Source organism: Lelliottia sp. CFBP8978 (genome assembly GCF_034046055.2).
In the GTDB taxonomy this organism is placed as follows: Bacteria; Pseudomonadota; Gammaproteobacteria; order Enterobacterales; family Enterobacteriaceae; genus Enterobacter.
Window position 1 is genome coordinate 1,496,038 of the sequence record NZ_CM188253.1, and the last position, 18,510, is coordinate 1,514,547.

19 protein-coding genes are annotated in these 18,510 nt (G+C 56.1%); 7 read left to right on the forward strand and 12 right to left on the reverse strand.

Annotation, left to right across the window (positions count from 1 at the left end):
• The first annotated feature begins 46 nt into the window (after positions 1-46).
• From SOM82_RS06965 to SOM82_RS06980, 4 genes are all read left to right on the forward strand, one after another.
• Positions 47-520 (forward strand): YbjO family protein, encoded by a 474-nt coding sequence (locus SOM82_RS06965; RefSeq protein ID WP_154127784.1) that lies wholly within the window; start codon positions 47-49, stop codon positions 518-520.
• A 107-nt stretch (positions 521-627) separates the two neighbouring features.
• A complete protein-coding gene (gene rlmC / locus SOM82_RS06970) occupies positions 628-1,755 on the forward strand; it encodes a 23S rRNA (uracil(747)-C(5))-methyltransferase RlmC (RefSeq protein ID WP_320460001.1) in 1,128 nt (375 codons plus the stop codon).
• 104 nt (positions 1,756-1,859) lie between these two features.
• A complete protein-coding gene (locus SOM82_RS06975) occupies positions 1,860-2,567 on the forward strand; it encodes a response regulator transcription factor (protein WP_320460002.1) in 708 nt (235 codons plus the stop codon).
• Positions 2,551-4,023: a sensor histidine kinase gene (locus tag SOM82_RS06980; RefSeq protein ID WP_154127787.1), complete on the forward strand. Its 1,473-nt coding sequence runs from the start codon at positions 2,551-2,553 to the stop codon at positions 4,021-4,023. The genes SOM82_RS06975 and SOM82_RS06980 overlap by 17 nt, the downstream gene beginning before the upstream one ends.
• Before the next feature lie 100 nt (positions 4,024-4,123).
• On the opposite strand, the gene artJ is transcribed toward SOM82_RS06980, so the two are convergent.
• The 6 genes from artJ to SOM82_RS07010 all read right to left on the reverse strand — a co-directional run bounded on the left by artJ (position 4,124) and on the right by SOM82_RS07010 (position 8,643).
• Positions 4,124-4,855: an arginine ABC transporter substrate-binding protein ArtJ gene (gene artJ, locus SOM82_RS06985; RefSeq protein ID WP_320460003.1), complete on the reverse strand. Its 732-nt coding sequence runs from the start codon at positions 4,853-4,855 to the stop codon at positions 4,124-4,126.
• Positions 4,856-5,036: 181 nt separating this feature from the next.
• Positions 5,037-5,705, reverse strand: coding sequence for an arginine ABC transporter permease ArtM (gene artM / locus SOM82_RS06990; RefSeq protein ID WP_320460004.1), 669 nt, complete (start codon positions 5,703-5,705; stop codon positions 5,037-5,039).
• Positions 5,705-6,421, reverse strand: coding sequence for an arginine ABC transporter permease ArtQ (artQ, locus tag SOM82_RS06995; RefSeq protein WP_154127790.1), 717 nt, complete (start codon positions 6,419-6,421; stop codon positions 5,705-5,707). The genes artM and artQ overlap by 1 nt, the downstream gene beginning before the upstream one ends.
• 6 nt (positions 6,422-6,427) lie before the next feature.
• Complete coding sequence (gene artI, locus SOM82_RS07000) at positions 6,428-7,159, reverse strand: arginine ABC transporter substrate-binding protein ArtI (RefSeq protein WP_154127791.1); 732 nt, start codon at positions 7,157-7,159, stop codon at positions 6,428-6,430.
• A gap of 19 nt (positions 7,160-7,178) precedes the next feature.
• Positions 7,179-7,907, reverse strand: coding sequence for an arginine ABC transporter ATP-binding protein ArtP (gene artP, locus SOM82_RS07005; RefSeq protein ID WP_320460005.1), 729 nt, complete (start codon positions 7,905-7,907; stop codon positions 7,179-7,181).
• 217 nt (positions 7,908-8,124) lie between these two features.
• Complete coding sequence (locus SOM82_RS07010; RefSeq protein ID WP_320460006.1) at positions 8,125-8,643, reverse strand: lipoprotein; 519 nt, start codon at positions 8,641-8,643, stop codon at positions 8,125-8,127.
• Between the two features lie 96 nt (positions 8,644-8,739).
• On the opposite strand from SOM82_RS07010, the gene SOM82_RS07015 reads away from it, so the two are divergent.
• Together SOM82_RS07015 and SOM82_RS07020 are read left to right on the forward strand one after the other, a co-directional pair.
• Positions 8,740-9,063, forward strand: coding sequence for a heavy metal-binding domain-containing protein (locus SOM82_RS07015; RefSeq protein ID WP_012016782.1), 324 nt, complete (start codon positions 8,740-8,742; stop codon positions 9,061-9,063).
• Entirely contained in the window at positions 9,060-9,890 is an 831-nt protein-coding gene (locus SOM82_RS07020; RefSeq protein ID WP_320460007.1) for an N-acetylmuramoyl-L-alanine amidase, read from the forward strand. The genes SOM82_RS07015 and SOM82_RS07020 overlap by 4 nt, the downstream gene beginning before the upstream one ends.
• A 20-nt stretch (positions 9,891-9,910) precedes the next feature.
• On the opposite strand, the gene SOM82_RS07025 is transcribed toward SOM82_RS07020, so the two are convergent.
• From SOM82_RS07025 to poxB, 4 genes are all read right to left on the reverse strand, one after another.
• Positions 9,911-10,924 carry a 3-beta-hydroxysteroid dehydrogenase gene (locus tag SOM82_RS07025; RefSeq protein ID WP_154127795.1) on the reverse strand — a complete coding sequence of 338 codons (1,014 nt, stop codon included), beginning with the start codon at positions 10,922-10,924 and terminating at the stop codon, positions 9,911-9,913.
• A gap of 80 nt (positions 10,925-11,004) precedes the next feature.
• Positions 11,005-12,453: an SDR family oxidoreductase gene (locus tag SOM82_RS07030; protein ID WP_320460008.1), complete on the reverse strand. Its 1,449-nt coding sequence runs from the start codon at positions 12,451-12,453 to the stop codon at positions 11,005-11,007.
• Positions 12,454-12,463: 10 nt separating this feature from the next.
• Positions 12,464-13,465 (reverse strand): low-specificity L-threonine aldolase, encoded by a 1,002-nt coding sequence (gene ltaE, locus SOM82_RS07035; RefSeq protein ID WP_320460009.1) that lies wholly within the window; start codon positions 13,463-13,465, stop codon positions 12,464-12,466.
• Between the two features lie 38 nt (positions 13,466-13,503).
• Positions 13,504-15,222, reverse strand: coding sequence for a ubiquinone-dependent pyruvate dehydrogenase (gene poxB / locus SOM82_RS07040; protein WP_320460010.1), 1,719 nt, complete (start codon positions 15,220-15,222; stop codon positions 13,504-13,506).
• 152 nt (positions 15,223-15,374) lie between these two features.
• Between poxB and SOM82_RS07045 the strand changes: the two genes are divergently transcribed.
• Complete coding sequence (locus SOM82_RS07045) at positions 15,375-15,809, forward strand: DoxX family protein (protein ID WP_154127798.1); 435 nt, start codon at positions 15,375-15,377, stop codon at positions 15,807-15,809.
• A gap of 34 nt (positions 15,810-15,843) precedes the next feature.
• On the opposite strand, the gene hcr is transcribed toward SOM82_RS07045, so the two are convergent.
• Positions 15,844-16,812, reverse strand: coding sequence for an NADH oxidoreductase (gene hcr, locus SOM82_RS07050; protein WP_320460011.1), 969 nt, complete (start codon positions 16,810-16,812; stop codon positions 15,844-15,846).
• Between the two features lie 10 nt (positions 16,813-16,822).
• Complete coding sequence (gene hcp / locus SOM82_RS07055) at positions 16,823-18,475, reverse strand: hydroxylamine reductase (RefSeq protein WP_320460012.1); 1,653 nt, start codon at positions 18,473-18,475, stop codon at positions 16,823-16,825.
• Positions 18,476-18,510 lie beyond the last annotated feature (35 nt).

Sequence of the window (18,510 nt, forward strand, 5' to 3'; positions counted from 1 at the left end):
GAAGTGCCGCGCCTGTCGCGGCACTGTTTTTCAGGGAAGTAAAACATTGGGATTCTTTAAGAAATCACACCATTCGCATGCGCGGCTAAACGTTCCTGCCTTTGTGCAGGTGGCGGCGCTCGCCATTATTCTGATCCGCTGTCTCGATTTGGTGATGCTATTTAACATGCTCGGTATGCGGGGAATGGGAGAATTTATTCATCGCAGCGTGCAGACATGGAACCTGACGCTGGTGTTTCTGGCGAGCCTGATACTGGTGTTCGTCGAAATCTACTGCGCGTTCTCGCTGGCCAAAGGGCGCGGCTGGGCGCGCTGGCTGTATCTGCTCACCCAGCTGATTGCCACGGGCTATCTGTGGGCCGCGTCGATTGGCTATGGGTATCCTGAGTTGTTCAGTATTGCGGGTGAGTCGAAGCGGGAGATATTCCATTCGCTGGTGATGCAGAAGCTCCCGGATCTGCTGGTGCTGTTCCTGCTGTACATCCCCGCGTCCAGCCGACGCTTTTTCCGTCTGCAATAATGGTATCCAGGTCGTGCTGCTGGTGGCGTCTCCCGGACATGCCGCCTTGATGCAACCTGAATGATTTTGTGTATAATCGCAGCCCTCGCTATTCCTGAGGTTTCTCTATGCAGTGCGCACTCTATGACGCGGGTCGCTGCCGCTCCTGTCAGTGGATTGAACAGCCGGTCTCCCAACAACTTGCCGCTAAAATGGCCGATTTGCAGCAACTGCTTAGCGGGCATGCGGTAACCGAGTGGTGCGCACCTGTCAGTGGGCCAGAGCAGGGCTTTCGCAATAAAGCCAAAATGGTGGTGAGCGGCAGCGTTGAGAAACCGTTGCTGGGCATGTTGCACCGCGATGGTACGCCGGAAGATTTGACCGATTGCCCGCTTTATCCGGCCTCTTTTGAGCCGGTCTTCGCGGCGCTGAAACCGTTTATCGCCCGTGCCGGTCTGACCCCTTATAACGTTGCCCGCAAGCGCGGGGAGCTGAAATACCTGCTGTTAACCGAGAGTCAGCGCGATGGCGGCATGATGCTGCGATTTGTGCTGCGCTCCGAAGAGAAACTTGAGCAATTACGCGCCGCGCTGCCGTGGCTCAGGCAGCAGCTGCCGCAGCTGAAGGTCATTACGGCAAATATTCAGCCGGTGCATATGGCGATAATGGAAGGGGAGAAAGAGATCTTTTTCACCGATCGGCAGGCACTGGCGGAAACCTTTAATAATGTGCCGCTGTGGATCCGCCCCAAAAGCTTCTTCCAGACCAACCCGAGCGTGGCCAGTGGCCTGTACGCCACCGCCCGTGACTGGGTGCGCGCCTTGCAGGTCAATCATATGTGGGATCTGTTTTGCGGGGTGGGCGGTTTTGGTCTGCACTGCGCTACGCCGCAGATGAAGCTGACCGGCATTGAGATCTCCGCCGAGGCGATCGCCTGCGCGAAGCAGTCTGCCGCCGAATTAGGCTTGACCGATCTGCATTTCCAGGCGCTCGACTCCACGCAGTTTGCCACCGGACAGGGTAACGTGCCGGAGCTGGTGCTGGTAAACCCGCCGCGTCGCGGAATTGGCAAAGCGCTGTGCGATTACCTTAGCCAGATGGCGCCGGAGTATATTATCTATTCCAGCTGCAACGCCCGGACGATGGCGAAAGATTTCGACGATCTGCCCGGCTATCGCATTCGTCGGGTCCAGCTTTTTGATATGTTCCCGCACACCTCCCATTATGAAGTGCTGACGCTGCTGGTGAAGAGCTGAAAACGCCGGAGAAGGTATCCCGCGAATCTTAAACAAAATGTGAACTCTTCCGCGGCAGAAAATCGGGTAAGCTTTAGCGATTGAAGGTTAAAGAAGGTTAACTGATGAAGCAGATCCTGCTGGTGGAAGATGACAGCGATATCGCGTCGCTCCTGCGTCTGAATCTCGAAGATGAAGGCTACGCGATTACCCATGAAGCAGACGGCGCGCAGGCGTTGCAGTTGCTTGAACAATCCCACTGGGATGCCGTGATCCTCGATCTGATGCTGCCCAACATTGACGGCCTGGAAATTTGTCGCCGTATCCGTCAGCTCACGCGCTATCTGCCCATCATTATCATCAGTGCCCGCAGCAGTGAAACCGACCGTATCACCGGCCTGGAGACGGGTGCCGATGATTATCTGGCAAAACCCTTTTCCGTACAGGAGCTGATAGCGCGCATCAAGGCCCTGTTTCGCCGTCAGCAGGCGATGGGGCAGGCGCAGATCAGCGGAGAGATTGACGCGCATGGCCTGACGCTCGACCCGATGTCGCGCAGCGTACGCCTGCACGGCAAAGAGGTGGATCTCACTCCGCGTGAATTCGAGCTGCTGTGGTTCTTTGCCCGTCATCCCGGCGAGGTTTTCTCGCGGCTGGCGTTGCTGGAGCGAGTCTGGGGTTATCAGCATGAGGGTTACGAGCATACGGTAAATACTCACATCAACCGCCTGCGGATCAAGATAGAAAAAGACGCCGCAGAGCCGGAGATTATTCGTACCGTCTGGGGAAAGGGCTACAAATTTGCGGAGCCGGATCATGATGCGCCGGTTTAGCCTGGGCCAGCGCCTGACGCTGCTGTTTATTTTCCTGCTGATGATTTGTGCCACCGTCGCCTGCGTGGTGCAACTCTACACCAGCATGCAATACGGCAATGCGATGGTACAGCGTCTTTCAAACGGCCTGGCACAGCAGATTGTGCAGCGCGAACCTGTACTGGACGCGGACGGGCGGGTCGATCGCCAGCGCCTTAAACCGCTGTTTGATCGGCTCATGACCTTTAACCCCAGCGTCGAACTGTATGTGGTTTCACCCGATGGCGAACTGCTGGCCGATGCCGCACCGCCGGGCCATATTCTGCGGCAGAAAATTGCGATTGCGCCGCTACAAACGTTCCTGAGCGGCGAAACATGGCCGGTGTATGGCGACGATCCGCGCAGTCTGGATAAACAGAAAGTGTTTAGCGTCACTCCGCTGAGACAGGGCGGCGAACTGCGCGGTTATTTATACATTATTCTGCAAGGCGAAGAGTTTAACGCGCTGGCTGAAATGGCGTGGCATAAGGCGCTTTGGAGCACGGCGATGTGGTCGCTGTTGCTGGTGGCGACTTTCGCGCTGCTGGCGGGGTTGCTGGTCTGGTACTGGGTGACGAGGCCGGTGAAACGTCTGACGGCGGAAGTCTCCGGACTGGGACCGGACAGTATCAGTGCCATCAAACAGTTAGCGGCGCAAACGCCCGACCCTGTCACGGGGGATGAGGTTACGCAGTTGCGTAATACCTTTATCGAGCTGGCGCGGCAGATCATCTCTCAGTGGGATCAGCTCGCCGACAGCGACCGTCAGCGCCGCGAATTTATCGCCAATATCTCCCATGATTTGCGCACGCCGCTGACGTCGTTGCTGGGATATCTGGAAACGCTGTCGATGAAATCCTCCACTCTGACGGCCGAGCAAAATCAGCAGTACCTGGCCACCGCCCTGCGACAGGGGCAGAAGGTTCGCCATCTCTCCCAGCAGCTTTTCGAGCTGGCGCGTCTTGAACACGGTGGGATCAAGCCGCAGCGTGAACGCTTTGCGATGGGGGAGCTGATCTCTGACGTGGCGCAGAAGTTCGAGCTGACCGCTCAGACGCGCCAGCTTCGGCTGCATATCGACGTGCCGGGGCCGCTGCCGCAGGTGTTTGCTGACGTCTCGATGATCGAGCGGGTTGTCACCAATCTTCTGGATAACGCCGTTCGACATACGCCATCGGGAGGCGATATTCGTCTGACGGTGTGGCAGGAGAATCAGCAATTACAGGTGGAAGTATCCGACAGCGGACCGGGCATTGAGGCGTCATTGCGTGATGAGCTGTTCCAGCGGCCTTCGGCGTTGAGTCAGCAAGCATCGCGGGAAAATCGCGGCGGCCTGGGATTGTTGATTGTCAAAAGAATGCTCGAGCTGCACGGCGGTGGCATCCGGCTGATGGAGGCGGCAGGTGGGGCGCGTTTCCGCTTTTATGTGCCGCTGTAAGCTATGCCTGGCTCAGTACGGGCTTTCTGGCTGAATAATATGAAAAACGGTAACCCTAAGGTTACCGTTTTGCGTTTCTCTTATCAGCAGGCAGAACCGATTACTGCGGGAACCACTGATCGCTGATTTTCTGGTATGTGCCGTCGGCTTTGATCGCTTTCAGCGCGCCGTTCAGTTTTTCCAGAAGGGCTTTGTTATCCGGGCGAACCGCAATGCCCAGACCGGTACCGAAGTATTGCGGATCGGTCACTTTTTCGGTGGCGGTACCCAGCTGTGGGTTGGTTTTCAGCCACTCGTTGACCACCGCCGTGTCGCCAAAGACGCCGTCAATGCGGCCATTTTTCAGGTCGATGATCGCATTCTGGTAGCTATCGTAAGCCACGGTTTTCACTTCAGGATGTTTGTCCTGCAGATATTTTTGATGGGTGGTGCCGTTTTCCATCCCGATGCGTTTGCCGTTCAGCTCGCTAAAGGATTTATAGGCGTCTTTTTTCGCAATCACCACCGCCGAGTTGGCATAGTACGGATCGGTGAAAGAGACCTGCTTGCTACGCTCTGGCGTGATGTCCATACCGGAAATCACGGCATCATATTTTTTGAATTTCAGCGACGGGATCAGGCTGTCGAAGGCGTGGTTGGTGAAGGTGCAATCGGCCTGCATCTGTTTGCACAGGGCTTTTGCCAGGTCGATATCAAAACCCACGATCTGGTTGCTGGCATCCAGCGATTCGAACGGCGGATAAGTGGCAGAAACACCGAAGCTGATTTTATCTGCCGCTGATGCGCCAGCGGCGAAAGTTGCCAGTAATGCAGCCAGAACTAACTTTTTCATTGTAATGCTCCCGTCTGTCAATCTTGTCATTATGCGCCGTGTCTCCGGCATGGAAGTACAATGCCATTTATTGAATTTATATTCAATAATTATGATTAAGTATCTTTTATGAGATAAAAAAAGACGGGCAGTTGTTAGACTTGCCCGTCTTGTTGATTCAGATTCTATGCAAAACCAGCGGTTAGTTTCTGCGCTCGAAGGCCAGCGCTTTGCTTTCGATAAGGCGCATCAGCAGCGTCAGCAGACCGTTCACCACCAGGTAAACCAGACCGGCTGCGCCAAAGACCATCACATCGTAGGTACGTCCGTACAGCAACTGGCCGTGACCCATGACTTCCATCAGGGTAATGGTGTAGGCCAGAGACGTACTCTTGAACACCAGTACCACTTCGTTGGAATACGACGAGAGCGCGCGCTTAAAGGCATACGGCAGCAGGATCGCCAGCGTGTCTTTCTTGCTCATGCCCAGCGCGCCGCAGGATTGCCACTGGCCTTCCGGAATGGCGCGGATCGCACCGTAGAACAGCTGCGTGGTGTACGCGGCACTGTTCAGAGAGAGGGCAATCAGGGCGCACAGCCACGGTTCAGAGAGCAGATGCCAGATAAGCGGATATTCCTGCAGCGACGGAAACTGGCCTGGTCCGTAGTAAATCAGGAAGATCTGCACCAGCAGCGGCGTACCGGTAAACAGCGTAATGTAAGCGCGAACGAACCACACCACCACCGGCGTTTTCAGCGTCAGAACAATGGTGAAAATGAGCGCCAGGATCAGCGCCACAATGATCGACGCGACCGTCAGCGTGAGGCTGGTATGCAGCCCTTTCATCAGCTCGGGTAAATATTCAAGCATCAGCCGGGTCTCCGTTCAAAACGCGTTGCACGCAGGTCAATACGCTTGAGAATGTACTGACTCAGCAACGTGATCACCAGGTAGATAGCCGCCGCGACGATATACCAGGTGAAGGGCTCCTGGGTGCGGGTGGCGATGCTTTTGGTTTGCAGCATTAAGTCGTTCACGCTGATCAGGCTTACCAGCGCGGTGTCTTTCAGCAGCACCAGCCACTGATTACCCAGTCCCGGCAGGGCATGACGCCACATCTGCGGCATCACCAGTCGGAAGAAGATCGCTGTTTTCGACAGACCCAGCGCCTGGCCGGATTCCCACTGCCCAACGGGCACGGCTTTTAGCGCGCCGCGCAAAGTCTGCGATGCATAGGCGGAGTAGAGCAGAGAAAGGGCAATCACGCCGCACAGGAACGGGCTGACATCAAAGTTTTCGATCTGCATCTGCACCGGAATCTGCGCAAAACCCAGATTGATGGTGAAGCCATCAGACAGCGTTAACAGCAGCTGCGAGGAACCGAAATAGATAAACAGGACCACCAGGATTTCCGGTAGCCCTCGCAATACGGTCACCAGAGCCGAGCCGATCCACGCGACAGGGCGCCACTTAGCTGATTCCCACACCGCAAAGATCATTGCCAGCACCAGGCCGATAATGAGCGCACAAACGGCAAGGCCGACGGTCATCCCGGCGGCGCTTGCTAAAGGAAAAATTTCGTTCATCAGATCTTACTTCTGGAACCATTTGGCGTAGATGGTTTCGTAGGTGCCGTCTTTTTTCACTTTTTCCAGAGCGGCATTGAATTTCTGTTGCAGGTCAGTGTTGCCCTGACGAACAGCAATCCCAAGGCCAGTACCAAAGTAATCTTTATCCGTCACTTTATCGCCCACGGCAGCCAGTTTATCGTTGGCTTTCAGCCATTCAGTGACCACAGCGGTATCGCCAAAGACCGCGTCGATACGACCGTTCTGCAGATCCAGCTTCGCATTTTGATAGCTGTCGTAAGGAACGGTGGTGATTTCCGGATGTTTATCCATGATGAATTTCTGGTGTGTGGTGCCGTTCTGTACGCCGACTTTCTTGCCTTTCAGCAGATCAACAGAAGCGAATTTACCTTTCTGCCCGATGAACAGCGCGGAGTTGTCATAGTAAGGCGTGGAGAACAGCACCTGTTTTTCACGCTCAGGGGTGATGTCCATACCGGCCATTACCGCGTCGATACGACGGAATTTCAGGCTTGGGATCAGGCTGTCAAAAGACTGATTTGCAAAGGTGCAGGTCGCGTCGATCTCTTTGCACAGCGCATTGGCCAGATCCACATCGAAGCCCACAATTTTATTATTGGCATCAATGGATTCAAACGGAGGATAAGAGGCTTCAGTAGCAAAACGAATCGTCTGTGCTGCGGTAGCGGAAAGGCTGACGCTGGCAAGCAGCGCGGCTATCAGTACTTTTTTCATTGTCATTTTCCCTAACACATCAGTGAGATAAATAGTTTTTAAACGCATCGGTTTGCGGGGCGTTAAAGCAACTGGCATCCCCTTGCTCGACGATATGGCCATTTTCCATATACACCACGCGACTGGCGGTTTTACGTGCCACTTCCACTTCGTGAGTCACGATCACCTGAGTGATATTGGTTTCAGCCAGCTCGCGAATAATGCTGACGATCTGCGCGGTGATTTCCGGATCCAGCGCAGCGGTCGGCTCATCGAACAGCAGAATCTGCGGTTCCATCATCAGCGCGCGGGCAATGGCAACGCGCTGCTGTTGACCACCGGAAAGGTGCAGCGGATAACGATCGCTGTAAGGTTTTAAGCGCAGGCGTTCCAGGAGTTTTTCGGCACGCGCCAGCGCTTGATCTTTGCTTAATCCCAGCACACGGCAGGGGGCTTCAATCAGGTTTTGCTGCACGGTGAGGTGCGGCCAGAGATTATATTGCTGAAAGACCATGCCGACATTTTGGCGCAGATCGCGAATCGCTTTATCGGACGGGGCTTTCGCGAAATCAAAATGATTTCCGGCGATATCCAGCGTACCGGAGCGCGGCATTTCAAGCAGATTGAGGACGCGCAACAGTGAGCTTTTACCTGCGCCGCTTGGGCCAAGCAAAACCAGCGTTTCGCCCTGTGGGCAGTTCAGCGTGATGTCGAACAGCGCCTGGTGTGCGCCGTAGAAGCAGTTAATGCCGTTTAGTTGAATACTCATCGGGGCAGTCTTTACTCATCCAGGCAATCTATAGCAATTGAGGCCGCAGATAGTACCGTTGACAGAATAGTTATGCAATATTTATGCGTTAAAAGTTAAATATAAACCGTATTCATGTTTAAACATAGCACAAAATAGCGAAGGGCAATGGGGACGAGAATAAATGTCGGCATTCCTCAAGAAATGCCGGACATTTTACGGGGGTTACGACTTTGGCCTAGCGATTTTCTATCGACTGGCGCAGCGTGCCAGCAGGCGCATGCACGTTGCCGCCGAGGTAACGCACGTCATCGATCGCCCAGCACTGGCCTTCACGAATCATCAGCACTTCATCCTGCCAGGACTGGCTGCCCTGGGTCAGTTTCACCCGTAGCGGAATGTTGCGCGCGTCGGTATTCGGGATGGTTGATGCGCTGCTGACTTCTGCGCGGTCAGCCGGCGTGGTACGACTGGAGAACGGATCGGATTTAAGCAGGGCATTGTGCTGTGGTTCGCGGGCCGCATCGTTGAGCCTTTTCGCCAGATTATCGCTGAGATAAGGGCGCAGCGCGGTGATATCGCCGTTGCGGTGCGAAATGCGGTAATCATAAAATTGTTGAGCCACGGCGTCCGGGCCGCCTGCTATGCAAGGGCCGCTGCGAGTCCCGATATCTTTAAATGCCGGTGTGACCGTCGTGGTGCAGGCGCTGAGCAGCAGCGCGCACGGCACGAAAAGTGCCAAAGCAGAATAGCGCATGTTGATTTCCTTAATGATTAACTATCCTTTCAATAATAGCGTAACGAACCGATAATGCTGTGCTAAGGCATTGAACGCTAAAGCAGGAGATAAAAGATGCAATTTTCTACCACCCCAACCCTGGAAGGCCAGCCGATTGTTGAGTATTGCGGCGTCGTGACCGGTGAGGCGATCCTGGGTGCGAACATCTTCCGCGACTTTTTTGCCGGGATCCGCGATATCGTCGGCGGACGTTCCGGCGCGTACGAAAAAGAGCTGCGTAAGGCGCGTGAAATCGCGTTTAAAGAGCTGGGCGAACAAGCCAAGGCGCTGGGTGCAGATGCCGTCGTAGGTATTGATATTGATTACGAAACGGTAGGGAAAGATGCCAGCATGCTGATGGTGAGCGTCAGCGGTACAGCGGTGAAAACGCGTCGATGAAGCGGCTGTTGTCCACCGCCCTGCTGGCGATGCTGCTGGCGGGGTGTGCCACCGAAAAGGGCATTGTCGATAAAGGCGCCTATGAGCTGGATACCCGGCATCAGGCGCAGGCGGCCTATCCGCGTATCAAAGTGCTGGTGATTCACTATACCGCTGACGATTTTGACAGCTCGCTGGCGACGCTGACCGATAAAAACGTCAGCTCGCACTACCTGATCCCGGCCAAACCTCCTGCATCCGACGGCAAACCGCGGATCTGGCAGCTGGTGCCGGAAAAAGATTTAGCCTGGCATGCGGGCATCAGCTACTGGCGCGGAGCGACGCGTATCAACGACACCTCGATAGGCATAGAACTGGAGAACCGGGGCTGGCAGAAAACGGCTGGCGTGAAGCAGTTTGTTCCCTTTGAACCGGCGCAGATTGCCGCGCTGATCCCCCTCGCCAAAGACATTATTGCTCGCTATGACATTAAGCCGCAGAACGTCGTGGCCCATGCCGATATTGCGCCGCAGCGCAAAGACGATCCCGGTCCGCTGTTTCCGTGGCAGGCGCTGGCCGAGCAGGGGATAGGCGCATGGCCGGATCCCGCGCGGGTGGCGTTTTATCTTAACGGGCAGTTCGCTTATCAAAGCGTAGAGACAGCGGCATTGCTGGATGTGCTGGCGCGCTACGGTTACGACGTGCCGGAAAACAGTACGGCAGCGCAACAAAAACGCGTCATCATGGCATTCCAGATGCATTACCGTCCCCGGGTCTGGAACGGTATCGCTGATGCGGAAACGATGGCGATCGCCCAGGCCCTGTTGGAGAAATACGGGCAGGGGTGAGGGCGGGCAGAACGGTGGGGTTAACGATGCAGTTTGCCGTGATCCCGTAGCCACGCGGCGGTGCGCACAATTCCGTCTTCCAGCGTGACGATCGGTTTGTAGCCCAGCTCATTTTCAGCGCGCGTGGTATCCAGCGTAAAATCAAAATTAAGCTTCGATACCCCGTAGTGCGTCAATGCCGGTTCTTTGGCCGATTTATTGCCAAAGCGCTCCATGCTGCGGGCAATCATGTCCAGCATCGGGTACGGCACCGAGCGGATCCGACAGTGAATATTCAGCTCATCAATCAGCCGCTGCACAATATTGCGCAGCATTTGCGGCTCGCCGTTGGTGATGTTATATGCGCGGCCAGACGCCAGATGGTCGCAGTGCGGCTGGCTCGCCAGCCACATGGCATGCACGGCGTTCTCGTAGTAAGTCATATCCACCAGCGCATCGCCACCGCGCGGCAACAGCACGCTGCCGTAATGGTGCATCATCTGCGCCAGTCGCGGAATAAAGACTTTATCGTGCGGGCCAAACAGGCTTTGCGGGCGCAGAATCGTAAAGCGGGTATGCGGATTCGACTGGGCCAGCAGATCGATCACCTCTTCGCTGGCGGCTTTGCTGCGAGCAAACTCGCAGGCGAAACGCGCCGGGCGGAAATCTTCCTGGATATCACGATGATGGTGATAGTCAAAATAGAGCGACGGGGAGGAGATATGAACGAAATTTCTTACGCCCCATGCGACGGCCCATTCGCCGAGACGGCGGGTGGCGCGGACGTTGGCGAGGTCAAACGCTTCCTGGGTGCCCCAGGGAGAGGTAAAACTGGAGCAGTGCCACAGCGTGTCAATTCCGGCGAGCATCACTTTGGCCTGTGATGAAACCAGTTCCGTCAGGTCGGCGTGGATAAATTCAGCACCCATTTTTTGCAGGAGCTTGCCCATCGCTTCGTTGCGACCGGTCGCTCTGACGCTGATGCCTTTGTTGCGCAGAAACTCGACCGCATTTCGGCCTAAGCCGCTGGTGGCGCCGGTAACCAGTACCTTCATATCAATCCACTGTGTTGAAAAGAATTTCGTGCGCATTCTTCCGTGAATTACGCCACGATGCAATGGGAAAGGAGTAAGAATCAGCGTTTAAATGAGATTTTTTCTGTGATGTGTTCCGCAAGCTGCGCAATCCGTTTTGCCATACCGCGAAAGATAAACAGATGTGCCGGGATCATCAGCAGCCAGTAAAACAGCCCTGGCATTCCGTGAGGATGCCACCAGGCGCGGACGTCCAGTTCACGGTGATCGCCTTTGTCTTTAAGAGTAAAGCACAGTCGGCCCAGGCCGGGCGCTTTCATACCAAACAGCAGAGCCAGCTGTTTTTCCGGCTCGACGATGATGACTTTCCAGCTATCAACGGTGTCGCCGGTTTGCAGCCACGGATGCGCCGGGCGACCTTTTGCCAGTTTATGCCCCACCAGCAGATCGAGCATGCCGCGCGTTTGCCAGAGAAGATTGCCGAAGAAATAACGTTCTTTGCCGCCAATCTGGTTGATCACCTGCCACAGCGCCTGCAGGCTGGCGTCCGTTTTGACGGTGTAGCCAGCCTGTTTGGGGTAAAACCCGTATTCCGGCCGCCAGCGGGCAAAGGCCTGTGCGTCGTAACCCCAGTCGCTGGAGTGCATCAGCTTCTCTTCTTCTTTTAGCGTGAGGCGCACGGCGTCGTCAAAACGCATCAGCGTCTGCGGTATCAGCGCGCGTAGCTCGCGGTCATCTGCCAGCAGATCGTGCTTCAGCCCCTGGATCAATGCTTTTGCCGTCGTCGGGGGAACCGAGGTGATGACGTTTAAAAACCACACCGAGATCCAACGGGTCGGGAAGGGGATGGGTATCAGCCACCGTCGGCGACCGCTGACCGTCATAAAATGTTCAAATTGTTCCTGGTAGCTCAACACTTCCGGCCCAGCGGCTTCCAGCACGCGATGGTTGTCAGCCGGATGATTCAGCAGTTCGACCAGATAGTGCAGCAGATTCTGCAGTGCAATCGGCGTGGTGCGCGACCGGACCCAGCGCGGCGGCGTCAGCACCGGCAGGTTATAAACCATATCGCGCATCACTTCGAAGGCAGCGGAACCGGCGCCGACGATGATCCCCGCGCGCAGTTCGGTGAGCGGAATATTGGCGCTTCGCAGCGTTTCAGCCGTGAGCTGACGCGCGCGCAGGTGGTCGGACTGTTCGTGTTCTGGAGCCTGTAATGAGCTTAAGAAAATCACCTGTTTGACCGGCGTTTCGAGCAGCGCATCGCGGACGTTCATCGCCACCTGGCGCTCATGAGCGATAAAATCACCGCCTTCGCCCATGCTATGCACCAGATAATAGAGCGTATCCACGCCTTCCAGCAGCGCTGACAGCTCTTTTGGCCAGTTGAGATCAATCGTATGACAGGTGACGTTAGGCAGATTCAGCTTCTCTAGCCGTTCGGTATTACGTGCCGCCGCCAGCACCTGATGTCCGTGCTGGCTTAATGCCGTTGTCAGATGTTGACCGATATAACCGCTGGCGCCCAACATCAGAATACGTTGCGGCACGGTGTGCTCCTTAGCGCTGTAAAAAGGCCTGCCAGTGTTTTACCACTTCAGCGAGCTGATCGCGGTTCACATCGAGATGCATCACCAGGCGGACCACCGGGGAGGCGTTGATCAACACCCCGTGGGACTTCATATGCTCACCCAGTGCGACAGCATTTTGCTCACCGACGCGCACAAACAGCATATTGGTGTCATGACGCATGACATCGGCACCGATCTCGCGCAGCTGCGTGGCCATCCATGCCGCGTTATCGTGATCGTCTTTAAGACGGGCAACGTTATTTTTTAGCGCGTACAGACCCGCCGCCGCCAGAATGCCCGCCTGGCGCATGCCGCCGCCGGTCATTTTACGCCAGCGGTTGGCGCGCTTAATGTAATCGGTGTCGCCAACCAGCAGAGAGCCGACCGGCGTGCCCAGCCCTTTGGAGAGACAAATGGTGAACGAGTCGCAATACCGGGCGATCTCTTTCAGCTCGCAGCCATATTCCACCACGGCGTTAAAAATACGCGCGCCGTCGACGTGCAGCCCCAGTTTACGTTCGCGGGTAAATTCCCATGCCGCTTTCAGGTATTCGCGTGGCAGCACTTTGCCGTTGTGGGTGTTTTCCAGACTGAGCAATCTGGTGCGGGCAAAGTGAATATCATCCACTTTGATTTTCGCCGCGACTTTATCCAGCGGCAGCGTTCCGTCGGAGGCTGCGTCGATAGGCTGGGGCTGAATACTGCCCAGCACCGCCGCGCCTCCGGCTTCATACAGATAGTTATGCGCGCCCTGGCCGACGATATACTCTTCGCCGCGCTCGCAGTGGCTGAGCAACGCCACCAGGTTCGCCTGGGTACCGGTTGGCAGGAACAGCGCCGCTTGTTTGCCGCCTAATTCGGCGGCATAGCGCTGAAGTTCATTCACGGTAGGATCATCACCGTATACATCGTCCCCGACCGGGGCGGCCATCATCTCTTCAAGCATGGCGCGGCTCGGGCGGGTTACAGTATCACTGCGCAGGTCTATCATTTCACATCCCTATAGTTTGAAAGGCGATGTGAGATGTTTTACCTGAGCCAGTTGGTTTTTGCCAGTTCCATCACTTCGTCACCCCGACCGCTGATAATCGCGCGCAGCATATAGAGGCTGAAACCTTTGGCCTGCTCAAGCTTGATCTGCGGCGGGATCGCCAGCTCTTCTTTAGCGACCACCACATCCACCAGCACCGGACCGTCGATCGAGAACGCACGCTGAAGCGCTTCGTCCACTTCTGAGGCTTTTTCCACGCGAATGCCGGTAATACCGCAGGCCTCGGCGATGCGGGCGAAGTTGGTGTCGTGCAGCTCCGTGCCGTCGGTCAGATAGCCTCCGGCTTTCATCTCCATCGCTACAAAGCCCAGCACGCTGTTGTTGAACACCACAATTTTTAGCGGCAGCTTCATCTGCACCACGGAGAGGAAATCGCCCATCAGCATGCTGAACCCGCCGTCGCCACACATGGCCACCACCTGGCGTTCCGGCGCGGTGGCTTGTGCGCCCAGCGCCTGCGGCATGGCGTTAGCCATCGAGCCGTGGTTGAACGAGCCGAGCAGGCGGCGTTTCCCGTTCATTTTCAGATAGCGGGCCGCCCAGACGGTTGGAGTACCCACGTCGCAGGTAAAAATGGCATCGTCGCTGGCGAAATGGCTGATCTGCTGCGCCAGATATTGCGGGTGAATGGCTTTTTCGCTCGGTTTTGCCAGATCGTCCAGCCCTTTGCGCGCATCGCGGTAATCGCTCAGCGCTTTGTCGAGGAACTTGCGATCGGTTTTCTCTTCCAGATGCGGGAGCAGCGCGGTAAGGGTGGATTTGATATCGCCGATCAGCGCCATATCCACTTTGCTGTGCGCGCCGATACTGCCGGGGTTGATATCGATCTGAATAATTTTCGCGTCGCTCGGGTAGAAGGCGCGATAAGGGAACTGAGTGCCGAGCAACACCAGCGTGTCGGCATTCATCATGGTGTGGAATCCGGACGAGAAGCCAATCAGTCCGGTCATCCCGACATCGTAAGGGTTATCGTATTCCACATGCTCTTTGCCGCGCAGGGCGTGAACAATCGGGGCTTTCAGCTTAGCGGCAAACTCTACCAGCTCTTTGTGCGCGCCCGCACAACCGCTGCCGCACATCAGGGCGATATTGCTGGAGTAGCGCAGCAGTTGCGCCAGCTTTTTCAGCTCCTCTTCTGCCGGCGTCACCACGGCCTGCGGCGCGTGATACCAGTGGGTGCTTGCGCCCTCCGGGGCCGCTTTCAACGCCACGTCACCGGGCAGCACCACCACCGACACGCCGCGATTAAGAATCGCTTTACGCATCGCAATCGCCAGCACCTGTGGGATTTGCTCTGGGCTGGAAACCAGCTCACAGTAGTGGCTACATTCACGGAACAGCTCCTGCGGGTGCGTCTCCTGAAAATAGCCGCTGCCGATTTCGCTTGAGGGAATATGCGCCGCAATCGCCAGTACCGGAACATGGTTGCGGTGACAGTCGAACAGACCGTTAATCAGGTGCAGGTTGCCCGGCCCACATGAACCGGCGCACACGGCCAGCTCGCCCGTCAGCTGTGCCTCTGCGCCTGCGGCAAATGCTGCCACTTCTTCATGGCGTGTGGGCATCCATTCAATGGTGCCCATCCGGTTGAGGCTGTCGCTTAAGCCGTTCAGCGAGTCGCCGGTCACTCCCCAAATGCGTTTTACCCCGGCTTGTTCCAGCGTTTTTGCAACATAAGCGGCCACAGTCTGTTTCATGGTTGTCCATCTCCGTTTTGTGATAACGCTTACAAGCTTAGAAGAAACTGGCCGTTATGCCCGTTAATTTCCCCTGATTACCAGGGAGTTTCATTGTGTAACTATTCGTCATATCCTGACAAAACCTCGGGTAAAAACAGGAATTATTTCAAATGGTTAAATCATTGTTAATCACTGTTAATAAAACGCTAATGCACGAAGATTTTGGCAAGCTGTTATTACGACTGGCTGTCGGCGGGCTGATGCTTTTTCATGGCTTGCATAAGTTGTTTGGAGGCGTTGGTTTTATCAGCGGGATGCTGGTGGCAAAAGGTTTGCCGGGATTTATCGCTTACGGCGTGCTGATCGGCGAAGTGGTTGCGCCAGTGCTGATTGTGCTGGGGATCCTCACACGTCCGGCGGCGCTGGTGCTGGCATTTACCATGGTGGTGGCGTGGCTGATGGTGGGGACGGGTAAAACCTTCGCGCTGGATGCGGTGGGGGCATGGGCAATCGAAAGCCTGGTTTACTTCTTCATCGGTGCGCTGGCCGTGGCGTTTATCGGCGCAGGGCGGTATGCGCTCGCCAACGATCCGGCGTGGAAATAAAATAAAGCCCGGTGAAACATCACCGGGCTTTTCATCAGGCCAGTACCAGGTCACCCTGCGGATGACAGGAACACGCCAGCACATAACCGTCGGCAATTTCGGCTTCCGTCAGCGTCATGGTGCTGCTGACGGTGTATTCGCCGGAAACCACTTTCGTTTTACAGCAACCGCACACGCCCGCGCGACAAGCCGCGACGACCGGAACCTTATTGCTTTCCAGCGCTTCCAGCAGCGTCGTACCGACGCGTCCGAAGAAGGTCTGCGCAGGCTGCAGTTTGGTGAATTTCACCCCGCTGGTGGCGGCTTCGGCTACAGGCGTAAAGAACTGCTCTTTAAAGAAGCGGGTGACGCCAAGCGCTCGTACCTCTTTTTCCACGATCTCCATATACGGCGCAGGGCCGCAGGTCATCACGGTACGTGAGGCGATATCCGGCACGCTTTGCAGCAGCTCGCGGCTCAGGCGACCGGCGACAAAACCAGCGGTGGCATTGTTTTCCGCCACCAGGGTCACCGGATAATCACGCCATTCGTCAGCAAAGATCACATCCTCTGGCGAACGGACGCTGAAAATCACCTGCACGTCCGCCTGCGGACGATTCTTCGCCAGCCAGCGCCGCATAGACATCACCGGCGTGACGCCACACCCGGCCGCCAGCAGCAGAAATTTATCATCTGCTTTGTCATCGCAGACGAAATCACCCTGCGCGTCGGACAGCCAGATATAGTCACCCCGTTTCACCTCGCGTGTTAGCCACTGGGAGCCAGCACCGTCATCAATGCGGCGAATGGTGAGCGTAATGTACTCGCTCACGCCCGGCGTCGATGACAGCGTGTAGGCGCGCAGGGTCTCCGCCGAGTTGCGGATGCTCACCAGCGCATACTGGCCGGCGCGGTACGGATAGTAATCATGGCATAGCAGCGACAGCGTCCACACATCAGGCGTCTCCTGATGGATGTGGTGAACCTGCATCCGCCACGGACATTGTGAGGTTGGCATCGTCATCAGTGGCTCCTTACGCGCTCAGCAGTTGCTGCATGTCTTCTTCTACGGTAGTCACAGAACGCAGGCCAAATTTCTCGTTCAGGACGGCCAGCAGATCCGGTGTCAGGAAACCTGGCGCCGTCGGGCCGGTGACGATGTTGGTCACGCCCAGGGACAGCAGCGTCAACAGGATCACAATCGCTTTTTGCTCGAACCAGGAGAGCACCAGCGACAGCGGCAGGTCGTTCACGCCACAGCCCAGTTTTTCTGCCAGAGTGACGGCGAGAATAATGGCGGAGTAGGCATCATTACACTGGCCGGCATCGACCAGACGCGGCAGGCCTTCGATATCGCCGAAGTCCAGCTTGTTGAAGCGATATTTACCGCACGCCAGAGTCAGGATCAGGCAGTCCTGCGGAACACGGGTGGCGAAGTCGGTGAAGTAATTACGTTCCCCGCGCGCGCCATCGCAACCGCCAATCAGGAAGATGTGACGCAGTTTTTCACGGCTGACGAGATCGATCAGGGAGTCCGCCGCACCCAGCAGCGTTTCGCGGCCAAAGCCCACGGTGATCAGATGTTCGATTTCGCTGAACGGGAAGCCTGCCATCTGTTGGGCCTGAGTGATAACCGGACCAAAATCATCGCCTTCAAGATGGCTCACGCCCGGCCAGCCGACGATGCTGCGCGTCCAGATACGATCGTCATACGAACCCACGGTCGGGTCGATGATGCAGTTAGAGGTCATAACAATCGGGCCCGGGAAGCGCGCGAATTCGACCTGTTGGTTCTGCCAGCCGCTGCCGTAGTTGCCGATCAGATGCTTAAATTTACGCAGCTCCGGGTAGCCGTGAGCGGGCAGCATTTCGCCGTGGGTATAGACGTTGACGCCAGTGCCTTCAGTTTGCTGCAGCAGGTTGTAGAGATCTTTCAGGTCATGACCGGAGATCAGAATACATTTGCCTGCGGTGGCTTTAACGTTGACCTGAGTTGGCGTCGGATGGCCGTAGGTGCTGGTTTCACCGGCATCCAGAATGCTCATCACCTTGAAGTTCATCTGGCCGATTTCCATCGAACACGCCAGCAGCGCGTCCATATCGGAAGGCCAGGTGCCCAGCCACGCCATGATTTTGTGGTACTGCGCGTAAATATCGTTGTCGTATTGACCGAGTACGTGGGCGTGTTCCATATAGGCCGCCGCCCCTTTCAGGCCGTACAGACACAGAAGGCGCAGGCCAAGAATGTTTTCGCCAATCGCTGCTTTATCTTTGTTCGGGGTAAATTCTGCCGCCTGACGCTGCAATTCGCCCAGATCGTCACTCACCAGCTGTAGACTGGCCATCGGATTATCCACAGCGGCGTGAGGATCCTGGCTCAGACTTTGCGCTTTCAGCGCTTCGCGCAGGGCGATAGCTTCGCGGGCGTAGCCCACAATACGCGGGGAATCGAAGTTAACGTTGGTCAGGGTCGAGAAAAATGCGCGCGGGGCAAAATTATCCACGTAGTGGTCAACAATGCCGTATTCGCGTGCTTTTGCCGCCCAGGCGGATAAACCTTGCAGGGCCGCAATCAGGAGGTCTTGCAGGTCAGACGTTTCTGCGGTTTTACCGCACATACCCTGTGCGTAAGAGCAGCCGTTCCCGGCAGGGGTACGGATGGTTTGTTCACATTGCACACAAAACATAATCACACCTGTTAAAGTTATATTTGATATACATG

What these genes read in the sequence shown, in the direction of transcription:
- SOM82_RS07015 (WP_012016782.1), top strand. Translation starts at nt 8,740, where the DNA reads ATGCAATTTTCTACCACCCCAACCCTGGAAGGCCAGCCGATTGTTGAG.
- hcp (WP_320460012.1), bottom strand. Translation starts at nt 18,475, where the DNA reads ATGTTTTGTGTGCAATGTGAACAAACCATCCGTACCCCTGCCGGGAAC.
- artQ (WP_154127790.1), bottom strand. Translation starts at nt 6,421, where the DNA reads ATGAACGAAATTTTTCCTTTAGCAAGCGCCGCCGGGATGACCGTCGGC.
- SOM82_RS07045 (WP_154127798.1), top strand. Translation starts at nt 15,375, where the DNA reads ATGGTTAAATCATTGTTAATCACTGTTAATAAAACGCTAATGCACGAA.
- artP (WP_320460005.1), bottom strand. Translation starts at nt 7,907, where the DNA reads ATGAGTATTCAACTAAACGGCATTAACTGCTTCTACGGCGCACACCAG.
- artJ (WP_320460003.1), bottom strand. Translation starts at nt 4,855, where the DNA reads ATGAAAAAGTTAGTTCTGGCTGCATTACTGGCAACTTTCGCCGCTGGC.
- poxB (WP_320460010.1), bottom strand. Translation starts at nt 15,222, where the DNA reads ATGAAACAGACTGTGGCCGCTTATGTTGCAAAAACGCTGGAACAAGCC.
- hcr (WP_320460011.1), bottom strand. Translation starts at nt 16,812, where the DNA reads ATGACGATGCCAACCTCACAATGTCCGTGGCGGATGCAGGTTCACCAC.
- artM (WP_320460004.1), bottom strand. Translation starts at nt 5,705, where the DNA reads ATGCTTGAATATTTACCCGAGCTGATGAAAGGGCTGCATACCAGCCTC.
- artI (WP_154127791.1), bottom strand. Translation starts at nt 7,159, where the DNA reads ATGAAAAAAGTACTGATAGCCGCGCTGCTTGCCAGCGTCAGCCTTTCC.
- SOM82_RS07020 (WP_320460007.1), top strand. Translation starts at nt 9,060, where the DNA reads ATGAAGCGGCTGTTGTCCACCGCCCTGCTGGCGATGCTGCTGGCGGGG.
- SOM82_RS07010 (WP_320460006.1), bottom strand. Translation starts at nt 8,643, where the DNA reads ATGCGCTATTCTGCTTTGGCACTTTTCGTGCCGTGCGCGCTGCTGCTC.
- SOM82_RS06980 (WP_154127787.1), top strand. Translation starts at nt 2,551, where the DNA reads ATGATGCGCCGGTTTAGCCTGGGCCAGCGCCTGACGCTGCTGTTTATT.
- SOM82_RS07025 (WP_154127795.1), bottom strand. Translation starts at nt 10,924, where the DNA reads ATGAAGGTACTGGTTACCGGCGCCACCAGCGGCTTAGGCCGAAATGCG.
- rlmC (WP_320460001.1), top strand. Translation starts at nt 628, where the DNA reads ATGCAGTGCGCACTCTATGACGCGGGTCGCTGCCGCTCCTGTCAGTGG.
- SOM82_RS06975 (WP_320460002.1), top strand. Translation starts at nt 1,860, where the DNA reads ATGAAGCAGATCCTGCTGGTGGAAGATGACAGCGATATCGCGTCGCTC.
- ltaE (WP_320460009.1), bottom strand. Translation starts at nt 13,465, where the DNA reads ATGATAGACCTGCGCAGTGATACTGTAACCCGCCCGAGCCGCGCCATG.